The sequence below is a fragment of the Variovorax sp. 01T432 genome (assembly GCF_056398605.1).
The window spans coordinates 90760-107881 of sequence record NZ_JBFTPS010000008.1; the positions used below are offsets into that span (position 1 = coordinate 90760).

The following is a 17122-nucleotide window of genomic DNA, read 5'->3' on the forward strand; positions in this document are numbered from 1 at the left end:
AAGAGGTTCATTCATTTGAGATCCGTTGGTGGAAGTGTTTCGGTTGGATGGCCGAAACTTTAGAATCCCAATCGATAAGAATCAATGATCTGGCTGCCAGACTCCATGCACAAACCTTATAGGCTATGAACTTCCGTCAAGTCGAAGCTTTCCATGCGGTGATGATCACGGGCTCGGCCTCACGCGCTGCCGATCTTCTGCAGGTCACCCAACCGGCAATCAGCCGCAGCATCCTGGAGCTTGAGAAGACGAACGGCTTCAAGTTGTTCGACAGGGTGCGCGGACGCCTGGTGCCGACCGCGGAAGGACAACTGTTCTTCCGGGACGTGGAGAGCACATTCCAGGGTCTGGAGAGGCTGCGTATCAGCGCCGCACGCATCAGGGACTTCGGTACGGGTGATATTCGTGTCGCCAGCCTGGCCGCCATGGGCTCCACGCTGGTGCCGCACGCGTTGCGCCTTTTTCGCAGGACCCACCCGTCCATCGCGGTGACCCTGCAGGTCGGGGCGTCGTCAACGGTTCGGGAACTGGTGATGAGCAGCCGCTTCGACGTGGGCCTGGCCGCTGATGAAATCGATGTTGCCGGGCTGGAGCATCAGCTCTTCGCCACCCCGAAGGCGGTGTGCGCCATGGCCAACGGCCACCGGCTTTGCGAGCGGAAGGTCATCACACCCGAGGATCTGCAGGACGAAGCATTCATCGCCCTCTCGCCGGAAGACACGGTGCGGCGGAATCTCGAGAAAGTCTTCCAGGCGAACAGCGTGCGGCCCAAGGTGGTGGCTGAAACCCCAAACTCATCCACTGTGTGCGCGCTCGCCATGGAGGGCCTGGGAGTAGGCCTGGTCAACCCGTACGCGACAGACGGCTACGCAGCGCGCGGCGTCACCTTCAGACCGTTCTCAGCCGCGGTCCACTTTCGCACCCTGCTCATCTTTCGCCCCGACCTGCCCAAGTCACGCATCGTTCGTGACCTGGCGGCATGTCTACTCGAAGCGCGCAACGCCCGCGCCGAGAGATTGGGGGGTTAGGGACCCACACCGTGGCAAGACCGCCTAGGTCGGAGTAAGCGTCGGTTTTTCGAGAAACACGTCGCTCTCGTGATTGACGTCGTACTCGCGCCCGCAGGATCTGATGCAGCAGGGCGATGCTGGTAGCACCTTGCACCATAGGGTGCAGCTAGATCAGCAGGGCAGGCTGATACCGCGCAGCGCAGCACAACGCGCAGTTGCAGGACCAAGAAATGGATGCCCTCCGATTTGGCTGTCGAGCCGAGGCACGTGACTCATCGCCGCAGCACGTGCATCTCGTCATTGGTCGCGCTTCTGGTAGATCCCAGGCACGCTGCTAGGCTTTCGCTCGGGGTCCGCTGTCGAGCTCTCGAGGCCGTGTGAATTGCCGAGCTTTGCGACCTGCGCAAATGCGCGCGAACGCGTGCTATTTCATCAGGATTCTGAGCTTAGTTGGCTGAACTGCGATTGAAGCCACTCTACTAGTTCAAGCTCTACACCCTGCAGTTCACTCGACCCCAGCCATATCAACCCATATTGACTGCCGTCAGGGTCGAAGCCAGCAGGGGCAGCCAAGCTTCCTCGTTCCACATCGTCAACGGCGAGCACGAGCGGACTGAGGGCTACACCCAGCCCTGCAGACGCAGCCTCGACAATCAGGGAGTGATGGTCGTAGTAACGGATCTCTGTGGGTCGACGCGCCGACGGATGGGTCTTCAGCCATCGGGCCCACGCGTCAGGTCGAGTCTTCGACCCGAGAGCGAGATAGTCGCTGTGTTCGAACCTCGGCACCAGTTCCGGCCTCATGACAGGCCCAACCTTTTCGGGGAATAGGGTCCGGACGTTCCACGTCTCGGGCACAGCGAAGTCCAGCCGCCGAATTGCGAGATCGACGTGATTCTTGCGAAAGTCCACCAAGCCGCCACCCACGGAGAGGTGGAGGGCAATGTTCGGATGCGCGACTTGAAATCCCCCCAGCCGCGGAATGAGCCAGCGCATCGCAACAGAAGGCTCGCAGGAGAGCACCAGAGCCGTCTTGCCAGCACGGGTGGCACGCAGGCTTTGCACGGTGGCGGCCAACTCACCGAAGAACCTGCCGAGGGTAAGGTTGAGTGTCTCGCCGGCCGGTGTGAGCCGCAGGCCTCTCCCACTCTTTTCAAACAACCCGACCCCAATGTCATTGGCAAGTTTGGTGATGCGGCGGCTGACCGCGCCGTGCGTGAGCGCAAGCGAGTCTGCCGCGAGGCGGACCGAGCCCAGCCGCGCTGTGGCTTCGAACGCTCGCAGGTCATCGAGCGAAGGTATGTCTGAGCGATCCATCGGTGACAATATATCACCTGTATCCCTCAGAAACTATCGCTTTTCATACGGCGATGAGGTTTTGATAATTGATGCATGCGCACCAATAATCAGCCCAGCATAGCGGTCCTCGCCGATGACCTGACGAGCGCGGCAGATGGCGCGGCACCTTTCGTTGCCCGCGGCCTGACTGCGTCGATCGGAAGGGGTCAGCTTCCGCGCCAGGCAGCAGCGGTGGTCGCAGTCGATAGCAGTTCGCGGTCTGCTACTTCGTCGCAAGCATTCGAGCGCGTCGCTCGATTGACCACCCAGCTTGCCAGCCGTGCTGTGCTCTACAAAACAGTGGACTCCACATTGCGCGGCCACATTGCGGAAGAGCTTGAGGCATGCTTTGCGGCGAGCGGCCGCACATCCCTGGTGTTTGCACCGGCGTTCCCCCAAGCCGGGCGCACGACGGTGGGAGGCATTCAGCTCGTTGACAGCATCCCGGTTTCGGAGAGCGCGTATGGCCATGACCCCGTGCATCCCGCGCGGCATTCCGCGCTGGTCGACCTGGTTCCGAGCAGCATCAAGAATGTCACCTTCCTCGATGCGGTAACGCAGGAAGAACTCGACTCGCGCATTGCGTCCATCGAGGATCCAGAGTCGATCCTGTGGGTGGGCTCTCCCGGCATGGCTGCAGCCCTGTCGCGGCGTTTTGTGCCGCAGAAGTCCTCACCGTCATCGGTCGATGGCATCAGCAACGATGTGCTGGTCGCCGTTGGAAGCGCGAATCTGCGCAGTCACATACAGGCCGATCAACTCCGGGAGGCCAGCGGCGTCATGCTGCTGCGCGGACCCAAGGCGCGAGAGCAGGATCCGGCGGCGGTGCTGCGCCGCATCACGGAGGACGCAGCGCGAGAGCTTCGGGACCCACGCTTCGGCGCGTTGATCGCCACCGGCGGCGACACGATGGAAGCGATCCTGGATCTTCTCAACGTCCGTGAATTCGAGATTCTGCAAGAACTCGATCCCGGATTTCCCCTGGGTCGCGCCAGGCTTGGCGATGGACGCTTGCTCCTGCTCGCCATGAAGGCCGGCGGCTTTGGTAGTGACGCCGCTCTGAAGCGCGCTGTCGCGCGCATACGCGGAGCAACTCAACCCTTGCGAACGGATTCACAGTGAAGAACATTGCTCCCCCGCTTGCCCTGACCATGGGTGATGCATCCGGCATTGGGCCGGAGATCGTGGCGAAGGTACTTGCGAAGGGCGGCGAACGCGTCGTCGTGTTCGGCAGTCATGTCGTCATGCAGGACATCGTGCGCCGGCTCGGATTGAACATCGAGGTGCGACGCATCGATGCACCCGACGCGGCCCAGTTCCAACCGCAGACAATTGAAGTCATCGAGACCACCCGGATTGCCGAGCTTCCACCCATCGGGCAGATCAGCGCGGTCTCCGGGCAGGCCGCCTTCGATGCCATTGTTGCGGCGATCGCAGCAGCGAAGTCCGGAGAGGTAAGCGGTATCGTCACCGCGCCGATCAACAAAGAGGCGATGGCCAGCGCGGGAATCCGCTACCCCGGCCATACGGAAATCCTGGCCGACTACGGCGGCGCCAAGCGCGTGGCGATGATGCTTGCGAACAACGACATCCGCACGGTGCTTGTCACGATCCATACGTCGCTGCGAAAAGCAATTGAACAGGGTGATTTCGACGCCCAGATGTCCGCCATCCGGCTTGCCCACGAGGGTGGAAAGGCTCTGGGCTTCGCGGCCCCGCGTGTCGCCGTAGCGGGTCTCAACCCGCACGCAGGTGAAGGCGGCCTCTTCGGGGATGAGGAAGTCAGGATCATCCGACCTGCAATTGACGCGGCCCGAGCCGAAGGCATCGATGCCAGCGGCCCTCATCCGGGCGATACGGTCTTCATGCAAGCGCGGCTTGGTCGATTCGATGTTGTGGTAGCGCAGTACCACGATCAAGGCCTGATCCCTGTGAAGTACCTCGGGTTGGAAAAAGGCGTGAACATCACGCTGGGCCTGCCGTTCGTGCGCACCAGCCCGGATCACGGCACGGCGTTCGACATCGCGGGCCTTGGGACTGCAGATCACGCGAGCCTGGAAACGGCGCTTGCCTACGCAAAGCGCCTTGTCGCTGCGCAAACCACGACGAACTAGCTTCGAAAGGAACCACCATCATGGGCCTACGTTTCATCTTCATGCTTACGCGCAACGACCGCACGGTTCCGGACGCGTCGCAGCAACTCCAAACTGCGCTCGGCCTCGGCGTGCGGCACATCGGGTTCAAGGACATCGGCTTGCCGCTCGAGCAGCTGAAGGGTCTCAATGCGGCGATCAAGGCCGGCGGTGCAACCTCCTACCTGGAAGTGGTATCGCTGGACCGTGAAAGCGAAATTGTTTCAGCAAAGGCAGCCGCCGAAATCGGCGTTGATGTTCTTCTGGGTGGCACGCGGGTCGATGACGTGCTGCCAATCATCAAGGACACCGGCATCCAATACTTCCCGTTCCCTGGCCGGATTACCGGCCACCCGAGCGTGCTTGAGGGCACCATCGAGGAAATTGTCGAAAGCGCCAAGACGATTGCAGGGCGTGATGGGGTGCATGGCCTGGACCTGCTGGCATATCGTTCGGCGGAGAACGTGCCCAAGTTGATGAAGGCCGTCTGCGCTGCAGTCTCCAAGCCCGTCTACATTGCAGGCTCGATCGCCACCCCTGAACGAATTGCGATCGTCCAGAGTGCCGGTGCAGCTGGTTTTACGATTGGGACTGCGGCACTGGACGGCAAATACCCGGCCAATGGGAATGACGTGCCCAGCCAACTCGCAGCAATCATTCGCGACGTCGCTGCCCTGAACAAGCACCTTTCGAACATTCCCAAAAAGAATTTGTCGAGTGCGTTTGCCGGCCAAGTCGAGGGGCAGGGCGAAAACGTGCAAATCAAGGTCGCCAAGTTCGAGGGAGCCTCTCGCTGGTCCTTCAGTCAGCGCGACGATGAACTGTTCTTTGTTCATCGGGGACGCCTGCTTATGAAATTCCGTGACCGTGAAGAGACCGTCGAACCGGGAGAGTTCATTGTCGTACCGCATGGTGTCGAGCACTGTGCGTTGGCGTTGAGCGAGGGATGTGAAGTCTTGCTAGCAACCACAACCGCGCCATCTGCCCAGCCTGGGAAATGTACCCCCGCACAGTGACCAATCTCGATAGGCGGTCGCGCAACGCGAATGCGACCCCTGTTATATGCCCCGTGATTCTGGAACCTTCCGCTGAAGGGCTTCGAAGCCACGCGGCCGGCCGCGCAGACTGCCATCGACGGCCGCGCCGCACGAGGAAAACCGCCTCGCGGTGGACATTATTCGTCCTTGATTCCGCTCTCGCGAACGATCTTTTCAAACTTTTCTGCTTCGTTGCGAATGAACGTTGCCACCTCGGCTGGCGTCATCATCGACTCAGCCTCGATGCCGAGCTTCAACATCTTCTCACGCAACTCCGGTGTAGCGAGCGCCTCGCGGATTGCCTTGTTAAGACGGGCCACGATCGGTGGCGGTGTTCCCGCCGGCGCCTGGATCGCTTCCCAGCCCACCAGTTCGAAATCTGGCACACCGGATTCGGCAATCGTCGGGACGCCGGGCAAGGCAGAAGCCCTCACCTTTCTAGTAACCGCGAGGGCTCGTATTTTTTCCTCTTTGACCAAAGTCAGCGCGGAGGCAACGGTGGACATCATCATCGTCACGCGCCCACCCATCACGTCCACCAGCCCTGCCGCGCCGCCCTTGTATGGCACGTGAACCATGCTCACGCCAGCCATCGAAAGCAGCAGTTCTGAGGCCAGATGCCCGGCGCTGCCAGTGCCATAGCTGGCGTAGGCCAATTTGTGCGGTTGCGCCTTGGCCAAGGCGATCAGTTCCATGACCGATTTCGCCGGCACTTCGTTCGGCGTGACCAGCAACAACGGTGTGATGCCCAAAAGCGCCACCGGCGTGAAATCCTTTTTGATATCGTAGTTTTGCTGTTTGAGTGCCGGGTTGATGGCGAATGAGGACGACGCAGACAGAAGGGTGTAGCCGTCTGCCGGCTGGCTCCGTGCAATCTGGGTGGCGACTATCGTGTTGGCCCCCGGCTTGTTGTCCACCACCACTGGCTGCCCGAGATTTTCGCTGAGGGCGGCTCCGAGCATTCGCGCCATTGCGTCGGAGCTTCCACCCGGAGGAAAGCCCACGATCAACCTGATAGGGCGATTCGGATAGTCTTTCACCTGTGCCTGCGCGCAAGCGACCGCGACCAGGGCGCTCACCGCTAACCCCGCCATGGCACAAGAACGGGCAATCCTATTGGAACGTGCGGTGTGCACTGTGCCAATTCTGGCAAAGACTGGGGCGAGAGTTCCTATGACTGGGATGCAAGTTCTCATTCTTAGTGTTTTGATATGTCTTTGAAGACCCGGGGCCACTTGTTGCTGACAAGTTCCTGGCTCCATCCCGAATCTGGCCGGAGATCGCGATCGACATGCGACATCGACATTGATCTCTTCTTCCCCTGTCAGGCGCCGGCGAGTTCCGCCCGGGGTGCCGCGCTGGTGGTTGCGAAGCGGTGGATGCTGTAGGGTTTCAGGTCGATGGTGGTCGAACCTTGGGCGATGAGTTCGGCCATCACGTCGCCGACGCCAGGGCCCGTCTGGAAACCGTGGCCGCAGAAGCCAAAGGCGTAATAGAGGCCACTCACACGCTTGCTGGGGCCAATGACCGGCAGGTCGTCGGCGAAGTAGCCTTCGACTCCGCTCCAAGTCCGCAGAACGTGGACATTCGTCAAGGCCGGCGCGATGCGCCGCAGGTGAGGCAACTGCTGCAGTGTGAAGCCAGGCAGGGGGTGCGCACGGCGCTCGTCAAGATACGCCTTGCCGCGCATGCTTCCGCCGAACACGATGTTGCCTCGCTTGACTTGGCGGAAGTACATGATCTCGGCGGGATTCGAGCTCGTGACGCCGACCACTGGCACGATGCCATACGGCACGGGTTCGGTTACGCCCATGATTGGGCCATGCGTCTCCATGGGGACCGGCTCCCCAAAGGCCGAGCTCAGCTTGCCGGCCCAGGCACCTGCGCAAATTAGCGCGACGGGGGCCGTCACCGTTGTGCCGTCCTTTGCCGTCACGCGGAAGTCGAGAGCGTCCTTGTGAATGTCCACAACCTCGCAGTTCTCCAGTACCGTGGCGCCGGCCTTGAGGGCCGCTCGGCCGAACGCTGGAGCGGCCAAGCGCGGATTGGCATGGCCGTCGTTCGGCGAGAATGAGCCGGCAATCACGTCCGGGCCCAGGAACGGAAAGCGCTTGCGAATTGCGGCCTGGCTCAGGATCTCCAGGTCGAGTCCCCAGGGCCGCGCGTCTCCCGCGTACTTCTCGATGGTGGCAACGCTCTTCTCGTCGTACACCACCCGGATGTGGCCGGTCACGATGAACTCCGCATCGTGCCCGATCAACTCCGGCAGGCGCCCCCAGATGTCGCGCGAGCGGTGCGCCAGCGGCAGCTGCGGCAGGTATCGGCCTTGCCGTCGCACGTTGGCGAAGCTCACGCCGCTCGCCTGCTGGCCCACCAGGCCGCGTTCCATCAGCACCACCGAGAGGCCGCGCTTGCGCAGAAAGAAGGCGCTAGCCGCGCCTACGATGCCCCCCCCGACGATCACGACGTCGGCGGCCAGTTGCTTGTTGCTCATTGGGCACCTCGGACAGTGATCGCCGATATGGGGAAGGGCTTGACTGGGCCTTGGCCGCGGATGCGGCCGACTTGCTCCACCGGAATCTTGGCGGCATGCGCCACGATCTCGGCGGCTGCGTGTCCGCAGTAGCGGCCTTGGCAACGTCCCATCCCGACCCGGCACAGGGCCTTCGCGCGGTTGATCTCGCACCCGCCGAGATCGCTCACGGTCGTGCGCAGTTCACCCGCTGTGACAACTTCGCATCGGCAGACAACGGCGCTGTCCGGCAGTTCGGCCGCTGCTTCATGCGGCCATGGAAACGCCTGCAACAGGCCTTGGCGAAAGCGCTCCATGGTCCGCAGCTTGGCGCGCAGTTCGGCAACCTCCGGTTGGCTGCAAGACATGTTTAGGTCCGTCATGCACGCCAGTGCGGCCAAGCGCCCAGAGGCCTCCGCGCCGTCTGCCCCAGCCAAGCGCACGCCGTCGCCCGCCAAGTAGATCCCACGGACACTGCTGCGACCATCCTCATCGATGCGCGGCAGCCATTGGCGCGATCCTGCGTCGAAGTGGAATTCGCACTTGGCGATGTCGGCGATCTGAGCCTCGGACCGAAGGTGGTAGCCCAGGGCCACAGCATCGCATTTGAAGACGTGTTCCCGTCCGCGCCCATCGCACACGCGGATGCCGGTCACGCCACCTCGGGGCGAGCCGGTGATCTCCACGGGTTTGACCCCTGTCATCAAGCGCACACCCGCCAACCGCAGGGACGCAACGAGCTTCAAGCCGTTCAGCAAGACTGCGGGCCGGGCGGCGAGCCGGGGTAGTGCGCGCACGCGCAGCGACGAGGCAGAAGTGTCGAGAACCGCCTCCACTTGCGCGCCGGCGGCCACATACTGGGAAGCGACCAGGTAGAGCAGGGGGCCGGTTCCCATGAACACGACGCGCTGGCCGATCGAGCACGCCTGCGACTTGAGGGAGATTTGCGCCGCGCCCATGCTATAGCAGCCGGCTAGGTCCCAGCCTGGCACTGGCATCAGCCGGTCGGTGGCGCCGCTGCAGACGATGAGCGCGTCGAAGGGGAGTACCTGGGCCTGGCCGGCCTGGACCACATGCAGCCGATTGGGCTCGACGTTCCAGGCCAGCGTCTCGGCATGCCAGTCGATGCGGTCGCGCAGAAGCTCGAAACTGCGGTGCAGGGCTTCGGCCTTGTCCGCTTCGCTACCGTACAGCTTCGTGTAGGCGCGCCTGAATCCCTCTGGCTGGCGGCGGTAGATCTGGCCCCCGTCGCGGCGGCTCTCGTCCACCACGACGGGTCGGATGCCCATTTCCACCAGAGCTTGCGCAGCGCGAACGCCGGCAGGGCCTGCGCCAACGATGACTATGCGAGGTTGGCCCATCCGGCCTCCTGGGCAGAAGTGAGGATGCGCATGCCGTCGTGGGCCGGCGTGCTGCAGGCCCGCAGCCGCTGCCCTTGCTCGTCGCGCACCCAACAGTCTTGGCACGCTCCCATCAGGCAGAAGCCGGACCGCACGCCGTCCGAGAACTCGGAATGGCGCAGATGGCCGGTATTCGAGAGCAGCGCGACGAGCAGCGTGTCGCCCTCGAGCGCATTTGTGGGGCGTCCGTCGATCCAGACTCGGATTTCGCGTCGCTGGATTTCGCTGAGCCGCACAAAGCGGCGTACAGGCGTGCTCATACGGTTCCTTCGTTGATGTGGGCCGCGGCGAAAAAGGCAGGGATTAGGCGCATTCGATTCATGCGAAGTCTTGTTGCGGTCACATGGAAGTACAGGATTCCCGCAGTATCGGAACGCCGATCCATGCGGTCAAATACAAGTTTTGGCACTCTTGATACATCACTGATATGAACTTCCGCCAAGTCGAGTGCTTCCGCGCGGTAATGCACACAGGCTCGATGACGCTTGCTGCCGCGCAGTTGCATACGTCTCAACCGAACGTGAGCCGCGCCATCGCGCTGCTGCAGCGCGAGACGCAGCTCCAGCTGTTCGAACGTGTCGGGCAGCGCGTGGTCCCCACGCCTGAAGCGCATGCGCTGCTGAAGGAGGTGGATCGCGTGTACGTGGGCCTGCAATCAATCGGCGACGCAGCGGACCGCATCCGCACGTTGGGGGTCGAAGGCTTGCGGATCGCCGTAACGCCCGGCCTCGGCATCAGCCCGGTGCCGCGCATCCTGCAGGTCTTCCGCGGACTGCGCCCGCGCGTGCCGGTTGTGGTCCATACCGCCGACTCCGCGACTATCTGCAAGTGGGTGTCGTCCGGGTATTACGAGCTCGGCCTGGCTGCTTACATCGCGCTGCCGCAAGAGGTCGACACCGCGCTCGTGCATTCGGAGCGCGCCGTGTGCATCGTGCCGCGGGGGCATCGCCTGGCCCGCAAGCGCAAGGTCGTTCCTTCGGACCTGGCCGGCGAGTCGTTCATCTCGCTATCGCCTCCCGATGTGGCGCGCGCGGCCATAGACCGCGTCTTCGAGCCTGAGGTGCGAAGCCTGGAGATCGAGACTTCGCTGGGCACGACGATCTGCGCCATGGTGGCGCGAGGCCTGGGAGTCAGCATTGTGAATCCGGCGGTGCTCAGCGAGCTTGCGCTCACGGGCGTGCATGCGCTGGCATTCGACCCGGCGATCTACTTCGATTGCCACGTGGTGCGTGCGCGCCAGCAACCGGCTCAAGCGCTCGTGGCGGACTTCCTCGAGGCCGTGCGCATCGTGGTGGGCGGCCCCGAAAACACCGCTTTCAAGAAGGTCAGCCGATCGCCTGGCTGACCAGTGCCCAGCCACCGTGAGCATGCCCGCGTTCCGGTACGCGGCCGCGGACCATGATGGTCACACCGCCCGAGCGCAGCAGCCCCAGGCTCTCCAGCCATTGCGGCAAGCCGCTGGTGGCGTCCACGTCGAGGCGCAGGAATCCCTCGGCGTGGCGGCAGCAATCGGCGATCAGCAGGCGCGCGGCATCGAGATCGGGCGCCGCCACCGGCCCGACGGCATGGCCGTGGCCGAAGCGGCGGAGCACGGCGAAGCCGGCGGTCTGGCCGCCGCGCTCAAGAACAAAGGTCTTCTCCTCGGCGAACAACCGGCGGAGCAGCTCCCCGCGATGCATGCCAGCACCGCGGGCGTCTATCGCGATCAGGGATTCGACGTCTGCAGCTGCTAGCGGCCGCAGGCGGTCGCCCTCGCGTCCCGCCAGCGCCGGCAAGCTCGCAAGCACGCCCCGATGCTGCTCGATCTCACCAGTGGCGACAAATCCCAGGCGTTCATACAGGCCGCGCCCTGCCACCGTCGCGTGCAGCAGCACATCGCGCGTGGCCAAGCGATCGAGCAAGGCCTCCATCATGCGGTTGCCCAGGCGCTGTCCCTGCAGCTCTGGGGCGACGATCACAAGGCCGATGGTGGCGTAGTTCGCGCCATATTCCCACGATAGCGCGGTGCCCAGTACTTTCCCGTCGCGTTCGGCGACCACGCCGTGGCCGAGCGACTGCGCGAATCGCCAGTCTTCGATCCGGTGCGGCCACTTCAGGGCGCTGGACAACGCGTGCGCCGCCGGCACGTCGCCGGGCTCGAACAGGCGCAGGCGCACGTCATCGGCCGTCGCGGGATCGGGTGTGATTTGGATCGAGGCGAGTTTCATTCGGATTTCCCCTTGCGTCGCACGGCGACTGCGTCGATTTCGATGAGATAGCCGTAGTGCAGCGCAGGCACTGGAACCACGGCGCGCGCGGGCCGGGCCTGTCCCATGGCTTCGGCATAGACCTTGTTCAGGCGCGGCCAGTTGGCCACGTCGACGACATAGGCCGTCACCTTTAGAAGGTCTTCGGGACCCGAGCCGGCAGCTTCGAGCACCGTGAGCACGTTCCGCAGCGCCTGCCGCGCCTGCTCTTCGAACTCGCAGTCCGCTGTGTGCGATCCGTTTGGCCGGATCCCAAGTTGTCCGGAAACGAAGAGCAGATCGCCGTAGCCCACACCGTGGCTGTAGTGACCACCCGGTGGCGCCGCCCCGGGCGGTTCGACGATGTAAATGTCCTTTGGCATGCCTGTCATCCTTTCCGACGGCTGCCCGAGCCGACGACGTTGGTTTTGCTGAATCTGTCACTGACGAAGACCCGTCTGCTGCGAGTATCGGCATAGCTATCCATGCAGTCCAATACAAGTTCATTGGTTATAGATTCAGTATTGATATACATGTTACGACTGCGACGCTACAGGAGCGGCAAGCGGCAACGTTCCCGTGTGCATCGCCGTGCGGAACTCGATCCTCGATAGTCCATATCCGAAGTGAATGAATATCGCCAAAACTTGTATTTGACGGCATGAATCGTCGTTCTGATACTGCGGGCATCAAGTCGTTCCGCCACTTCCCATTACCTGACTCCCCGATCCATGACCTCTCTTGAGCAATTAACCACTCCTGCCGCTCTGGTCGACGTCGCCCAGATGCAGCGCAACATCGATCGCATGCAGTTGCGCATGAACGAACTGGGCGTGAAGTTCCGGCCCCATGTGAAGACCACCAAGTGCGTCGAGATCGTCCGGGCGCAAGCGGCTGCGGGGGCGCAGGGAATTACGGTCTCGACGCTGAAGGAGGCTGAGCAGTTCTTCGCGACCGGATTCAGCGACATCCTTTATGCCGTGGGCGTTGTGCCGAACAAGTTCGCCCAGGCGCTGGCATTGCGGCAGCGGGGCTGCGACCTGAAGCTGATCACCGACAACGTTGACATGGCGCTCGCATTGGGCCGCTTCGGCAAGGAGCACGATCACCGTTTCGAGCTGTGGATCGAGATCGATTGCGACGGTCACCGCTCGGGCATCCCACCCGAAGCAAAGTTGCTGATTGAGGTGGGAGACGCCGTGCTCGAAGGAGGCAGCGTGCTGGGCGGGGTCATGACACATGCCGGATCCAGCTATGACCTCGATACGCGCGAGGCACATGTGGCCATGGCCGAACAGGAGCGGGCCGGCTGCGTGCGCGCGGCTGAACGCCTGCGCGCTCAAGGCTGGGCCTGTCCCGTGGTGAGTGTCGGTTCCACGCCCACCGCCTTGGCCGCGAGCGCTCTGCCCGGCGTCACGGAAGTCCGGGCCGGCGTGTATGTCCTTTTCGATCTCGTGATGGCCAACATCACCGTGTGCCGGCCGCAGGACGTCGCACTGTCCGTGTTGACGACGGTCGTTGGCCATCAAGCGGAAAAAGGTTGGGCGATCGTCGATGCAGGCTGGATGGCCATGAGCCGGGACCGCGGCACCCAGCGCCAGAAGCACGATTACGGCTATGGCCAGGTCTGCAGCGTCGATGGCGAACTGCTGGATGGCTATGTGCTCAGCGGCGCGAACCAGGAGCACGGAATCCTGTCACGCGCCGGCGAGCCTGACCGCGAGATCACGCAGCGGTTTCCAGTTGGCATGCAATTGCGCATCCTGCCGAACCACGCCTGCGCCACGGGCGCGCAGTTCCCGCGCTACGAAGCGCTGGCCCCCGATGGCACGATGAGTTCGTGGCCCCGCTTTTATGGATGGTAAGACCATGGGCCATTCGACCATCATCGAACGCCTCAGGAACGCCGGCCGTCTGGACCGCGTGTTCATCGACGGCGAGTGGGCACTGCCCCACGGACAGGCCCGCGTGTCGGTCATCGACCCGTCGACCGAGGAGCCGGTCGCGGAGATCGCGTTGGGAAGCGCGCAAGACGTCGCAGCGGCGGTGACTGCGGCGCGGCGCGCTTTCGCTACCTGGTCCGTGAGTTCCACCCAGGGCAGGGCCCAGCTTCTCGAACGCGTCCACGCCCTGATCCTCGAGCGAGCCGAACTGTTCGCTCAGGCGATATCGCAGGAGATGGGCGCTGCCATCGGCTTTGCGCGCACGACACAGGTGCCGGTCGCGGCGGAGCACATCCGCGTGGCTCGGGACAATCTGGCCAGCTATCCGTTCCTCACCCATCGGGGAGGGGGCGTGGCCATCATGCGCGAGGCCATCGGCGTGTGCGGCCTGATCACGCCCTGGAACTGGCCGCTCTACCAGATCACCGCCAAGGTCGGCGCCGCCCTGGCGGCGGGATGCACGGTCGTTCTGAAGCCCAGCGAGCTGTCACCCCTGAGCGCCTTGCTCTTTGCCGAAGTGATGCACGACGCCGGCATTCCGCCGGGTGTGTTCAACCTGGTGAACGGCAACGGGCCGGAGGTCGGCGCCGCGCTCTCGGCGCATCCGGACATCGACATGATCTCGATCACCGGTTCGACGAGGGCTGGCGTGCTGGTTGCCCAAGCCGCCGCCCCGACGGTCAAGCGCGTGGCCCAGGAACTCGGCGGGAAATCGCCCAACGTGATCCTGCCGGATGCGGACCTCGCGCGTGCCGTATCGGCAGGCGTGGCGGCCGCCTTCCGCAACGTCGGCCAATCCTGCAGTGCGCCCACGCGCATGATCGTGCCCCGCGCGCGCCTGCAGGAGGTTGAACGGCTCGCGTTCGAAGCGGCAGCCAACTTCGTCGTGGGCGATCCGCGTTCGCCGCAGACTACGCACGGCCCGGTGGCCAATCGCGCCCAGTTCAATCGGGTGCAGGAAATGATCGGCATCGGCATCGCCGAAGGCGCGCGACTGCTGTGCGGCGGCCCGGGCCGGCCGGAGGGCTTGAACCGCGGCTTCTACTGCCGCCCGACCATCTTCTCCGCGGTGCATCCTCGCATGCAGATCGCGCAGGAGGAGATCTTCGGGCCGGTGCTCGCGATCATTCCCTACGGCAGCGTGGACGAGGCGGTGGACATTGCCAACGACACCGTCTATGGCCTGGGCGCCCATGTGCAAGGCAAAGACCTTGCCGCAGCGCGCGCCGTCGCGGCGCGCATCCGCTCCGGGCAGGTGCACATCAACTATCCGGCCTGGAATCCGCAGGCCCCCTTCGGTGGCTACAAGCGCTCGGGGAATGGCCGCGAATACGGAATCGAAGGTCTCGAGGAGTACCTGGAAACCAAAGCCATTCTTGGCTTCCAGGTTGCCGACAACCCCAGTACGACAGTTCAATCATCGCGCAACGCGCAGGAGCAATCATGACCGTGGCCCTCGTGCTGCATCGCGCCGACGGCGCACCCGTTTCAACCTCTTTCCGCAAGGCGGCGTTCGGCAAGGACGATCCTTTTGCGCAGTATCGCGAGATCGCCTGGGAAGGGCCCGACTCGATGATCGCGGGCCGTACCAGCTTCATCGGCGAGCTGGATGTCGCGAGCTTCCCCCACATCGAAACCATCGTCGTGTCGGAAGGCGAGTTGACGCTGACAGCGGCCGGCTCCGCTCCGCTGGTGCTCGGTCCGCAAACAGGTGCTGTGATCGGCTGCGGCACCGCGCTTCGTATCCAGGCCGGATCCCACGTGCGGTTTTCGTTCTGCGCGGCCGCTTGCGACAAGCCGACCAAGAGCGGTCTCCTCCCCCTGCGCGCCGACGCCGACTTCAAGCCGTCCCGTTCGCTACCGGCGGAGGTGCTCCTGGGTCCGGCCCCGGAGTGCCGCAGCGACAACGTCTTCACCGACGACGGCGCGGGTTACAGCGCAGGCACCTGGGATTCGACGCCCTACCACCGGATCGTTCGCCCGCATCGCCAGAATGAGTTCATGCATCTCGTGGCCGGTAGCGTGCGCTTCGCGGCCCCCGATGGCAGCGTGCTGTCGATGGGCACGGGCGATGCGCTCTTCGTGCCTCAGGGCGCGGCGGTCGGATGGGAAAGCAGCGAGCGCGTGGCGAAGTTCTTCGTAGTCCAGGCCGTCCAGGCTTGAGCGGGCGAACAGATTCATCATGTCCCCTCCGCTGATCCAAATCCAGACTTCCCCGACGCCGCCGGCCTCGGCCGATGTCGTCGTGATCGGGGGCGGCATCGTCGGTGTCTTTGCTGCCTACTACCTGGCCCAGCGCGGCGTGTCGGTCGCGTTGGTGGAAAAGGGCAGCATCGGCGCAGAGCAGTCGAGCCGCAATTGGGGCTGGTGCCGGCGGCAGAACCGCGACGCCCGCGAATTACCCTTGGCGAGCAAGAGCCTCGACCTGTGGGAACAGTTTGCCGCCGAGAGCGGCGAAGACACAGGCTTTCGCCGCTGCGGGCTCTTGTTTCTCAGTAACAACGAGGCTGAATTGTCCGGCTGGGCCAGCTGGCGCGATTTTGCGAAGACTGCCGGCATCACGAGCCACATGCTGAGCAGCCGCGAGGCCGCCGAGCGCGGACAGGCAACCGGCCGCGCCTGGAAAGGCGGCGTCTTTTCGCCCAGCGACGGCACGGCTGATCCTGCCAAGGCTGCGCCGGCCGTGGCCGCTGCGCTTATCAAGCTCGGGGGCAGCGTCCACCAGAATTGTGCCGCGCGTGGCATCGAGACGGAAGGCGGACGGGTCAGCGGCGTCATCACGGAAGCCGGCGTCATCAAGACCCGGACGGTCGTGATGGCGGGTGGCGCCTGGGCCTCCTCGTTCTGCCGGCAGCTGGGCGTCCGTTTTCCACAAGCCTCGATCCGCCAATCCATCCTGAGCGTGTCCCCTGTGGAGCATCGCCTGCCGGATGCCCTGGTGATGGCGGGTGTGTCCGCCACGCGCCGCAACGACGGACGTTACGCACTGGCCATCAGCGGCCGTGCGCGTGTGGATCCGACAGGGCAGTTCCTGCGCTTCGCTCCGCAGTTCGTGCCCATGTTCGCCAAGCGCTGGCGCAGCCTTCTGCCGGGAGGCCTGCAAGGCATTCGGGGTGGCCACGAAACGCTGAAGCGGTGGCGGCTCGATGCCCCGACGCCCATGGAGCAGGTGCGCATCCTCGATCCGAAGCCCTGTTTGACCACGATCAATGAAACCCACCGCCGCGCCGTCGAGCTGCTGCCCCAGCTTCGCGGGGCAAAGATCACGCACGCTTGGGCCGGCTTCGTCGACAGCACGCCGGACGGTGTTCCCGGCATCGGCGAAGTGCCGGGTCTGCCGGGCTTCATTCTTGCCGCAGGCTTTTCCGGGCACGGCTTTGGCATCGGCCCCGGCGCGGGCCACCTCATCGCGGACCTGGCGACCGGCGCAGAACCGATCGTGGATCCGGCACCGTTTCGGCCCGGCCGATTCAGCGGCATCGCGTGGGGCAAGGTCGCTGATTTCTAAACCCTAAACAGGAGACA

Annotated in this window: 16 protein-coding genes; 9 read left to right on the plus strand and 7 right to left on the minus strand. The window is 63.9% G+C overall.

The genetic code is table 11. From position 1 onward, the window contains the following. Positions 1–125: 125 nt before the first annotated feature. A complete protein-coding gene (locus AC1DNF_RS09070) occupies positions 126–1028 on the plus strand; it encodes a LysR substrate-binding domain-containing protein (RefSeq protein WP_478148239.1) in 903 nt (300 codons plus the stop codon). A gap of 414 nt (positions 1029–1442) precedes the next feature. On the opposite strand, the gene AC1DNF_RS09075 is transcribed toward AC1DNF_RS09070, so the two are convergent. Continuing rightward, positions 1443–2327 (minus strand): LysR family transcriptional regulator, encoded by an 885-nt coding sequence (locus tag AC1DNF_RS09075; RefSeq protein WP_478148240.1) that lies wholly within the window; start codon positions 2325–2327, stop codon positions 1443–1445. A 75-nt stretch (positions 2328–2402) separates the two neighbouring features. Between AC1DNF_RS09075 and AC1DNF_RS09080 the strand changes: the two genes are divergently transcribed. The 3 genes from AC1DNF_RS09080 to AC1DNF_RS09090 are packed head-to-tail and all read left to right on the plus strand — an operon-like array spanning position 2403 to position 5496. Beyond that, on the plus strand, positions 2403–3470 hold the full coding sequence (locus tag AC1DNF_RS09080; protein ID WP_478148241.1) for a four-carbon acid sugar kinase family protein: 1068 nt from the start codon (positions 2403–2405) through the stop codon (positions 3468–3470). Between the two features lie 29 nt (positions 3471–3499). Continuing rightward, complete coding sequence (pdxA, locus tag AC1DNF_RS09085; RefSeq protein WP_478148319.1) at positions 3500–4462, plus strand: 4-hydroxythreonine-4-phosphate dehydrogenase PdxA; 963 nt, start codon at positions 3500–3502, stop codon at positions 4460–4462. 20 nt (positions 4463–4482) lie between these two features. Continuing rightward, positions 4483–5496, plus strand: coding sequence for a cupin domain-containing protein (locus AC1DNF_RS09090; protein ID WP_478148242.1), 1014 nt, complete (start codon positions 4483–4485; stop codon positions 5494–5496). Between the two features lie 158 nt (positions 5497–5654). Here AC1DNF_RS09090 and AC1DNF_RS09095 read toward each other — a convergent pair whose 3' ends face one another. From AC1DNF_RS09095 to AC1DNF_RS09110, 4 genes are all read right to left on the minus strand, one after another. Beyond that, on the minus strand, positions 5655–6596 hold the full coding sequence (locus AC1DNF_RS09095; RefSeq protein ID WP_478148243.1) for a tripartite tricarboxylate transporter substrate binding protein: 942 nt from the start codon (positions 6594–6596) through the stop codon (positions 5655–5657). 245 nt (positions 6597–6841) lie between these two features. Next, positions 6842–8011, minus strand: a complete 1170-nt coding sequence (locus AC1DNF_RS09100; RefSeq protein ID WP_478148244.1) for an NAD(P)/FAD-dependent oxidoreductase — start codon at positions 8009–8011, stop codon at positions 6842–6844. Continuing rightward, positions 8008–9390 (minus strand): FAD/NAD(P)-dependent oxidoreductase, encoded by a 1383-nt coding sequence (locus AC1DNF_RS09105; RefSeq protein ID WP_478148245.1) that lies wholly within the window; start codon positions 9388–9390, stop codon positions 8008–8010. The genes AC1DNF_RS09100 and AC1DNF_RS09105 overlap by 4 nt, the downstream gene beginning before the upstream one ends. Beyond that, entirely contained in the window at positions 9372–9689 is a 318-nt protein-coding gene (locus AC1DNF_RS09110) for a (2Fe-2S)-binding protein (RefSeq protein ID WP_478148246.1), read from the minus strand. The genes AC1DNF_RS09105 and AC1DNF_RS09110 overlap by 19 nt, the downstream gene beginning before the upstream one ends. A gap of 167 nt (positions 9690–9856) precedes the next feature. Between AC1DNF_RS09110 and AC1DNF_RS09115 the strand changes: the two genes are divergently transcribed. Continuing rightward, positions 9857–10774 carry a LysR substrate-binding domain-containing protein gene (locus AC1DNF_RS09115; protein WP_478148247.1) on the plus strand — a complete coding sequence of 306 codons (918 nt, stop codon included), beginning with the start codon at positions 9857–9859 and terminating at the stop codon, positions 10772–10774. On the opposite strand, the gene AC1DNF_RS09120 is transcribed toward AC1DNF_RS09115, so the two are convergent. Beyond that, complete coding sequence (locus tag AC1DNF_RS09120; RefSeq protein WP_478148248.1) at positions 10755–11636, minus strand: GNAT family N-acetyltransferase; 882 nt, start codon at positions 11634–11636, stop codon at positions 10755–10757. The two genes, AC1DNF_RS09115 and AC1DNF_RS09120, sit on opposite strands and share 20 nt — an antisense overlap. Beyond that, positions 11633–12037 (minus strand): RidA family protein, encoded by a 405-nt coding sequence (locus AC1DNF_RS09125; protein ID WP_478148249.1) that lies wholly within the window; start codon positions 12035–12037, stop codon positions 11633–11635. The genes AC1DNF_RS09120 and AC1DNF_RS09125 overlap by 4 nt, the downstream gene beginning before the upstream one ends. 348 nt (positions 12038–12385) lie before the next feature. On the opposite strand from AC1DNF_RS09125, the gene AC1DNF_RS09130 reads away from it, so the two are divergent. The 4 genes from AC1DNF_RS09130 to AC1DNF_RS09145 are packed head-to-tail and all read left to right on the plus strand — an operon-like array spanning position 12386 to position 17105. After that, a complete protein-coding gene (locus AC1DNF_RS09130; protein ID WP_478148250.1) occupies positions 12386–13519 on the plus strand; it encodes a DSD1 family PLP-dependent enzyme in 1134 nt (377 codons plus the stop codon). A gap of 4 nt (positions 13520–13523) precedes the next feature. Beyond that, on the plus strand, positions 13524–15044 hold the full coding sequence (locus AC1DNF_RS09135) for an aldehyde dehydrogenase family protein (protein WP_478148251.1): 1521 nt from the start codon (positions 13524–13526) through the stop codon (positions 15042–15044). Continuing rightward, positions 15041–15760, plus strand: coding sequence for a cupin domain-containing protein (locus tag AC1DNF_RS09140; protein WP_478148252.1), 720 nt, complete (start codon positions 15041–15043; stop codon positions 15758–15760). The genes AC1DNF_RS09135 and AC1DNF_RS09140 overlap by 4 nt, the downstream gene beginning before the upstream one ends. 19 nt (positions 15761–15779) lie before the next feature. Beyond that, positions 15780–17105 carry an NAD(P)/FAD-dependent oxidoreductase gene (locus tag AC1DNF_RS09145; RefSeq protein ID WP_478148253.1) on the plus strand — a complete coding sequence of 442 codons (1326 nt, stop codon included), beginning with the start codon at positions 15780–15782 and terminating at the stop codon, positions 17103–17105. Positions 17106–17122: the final 17 nt, after the last annotated feature.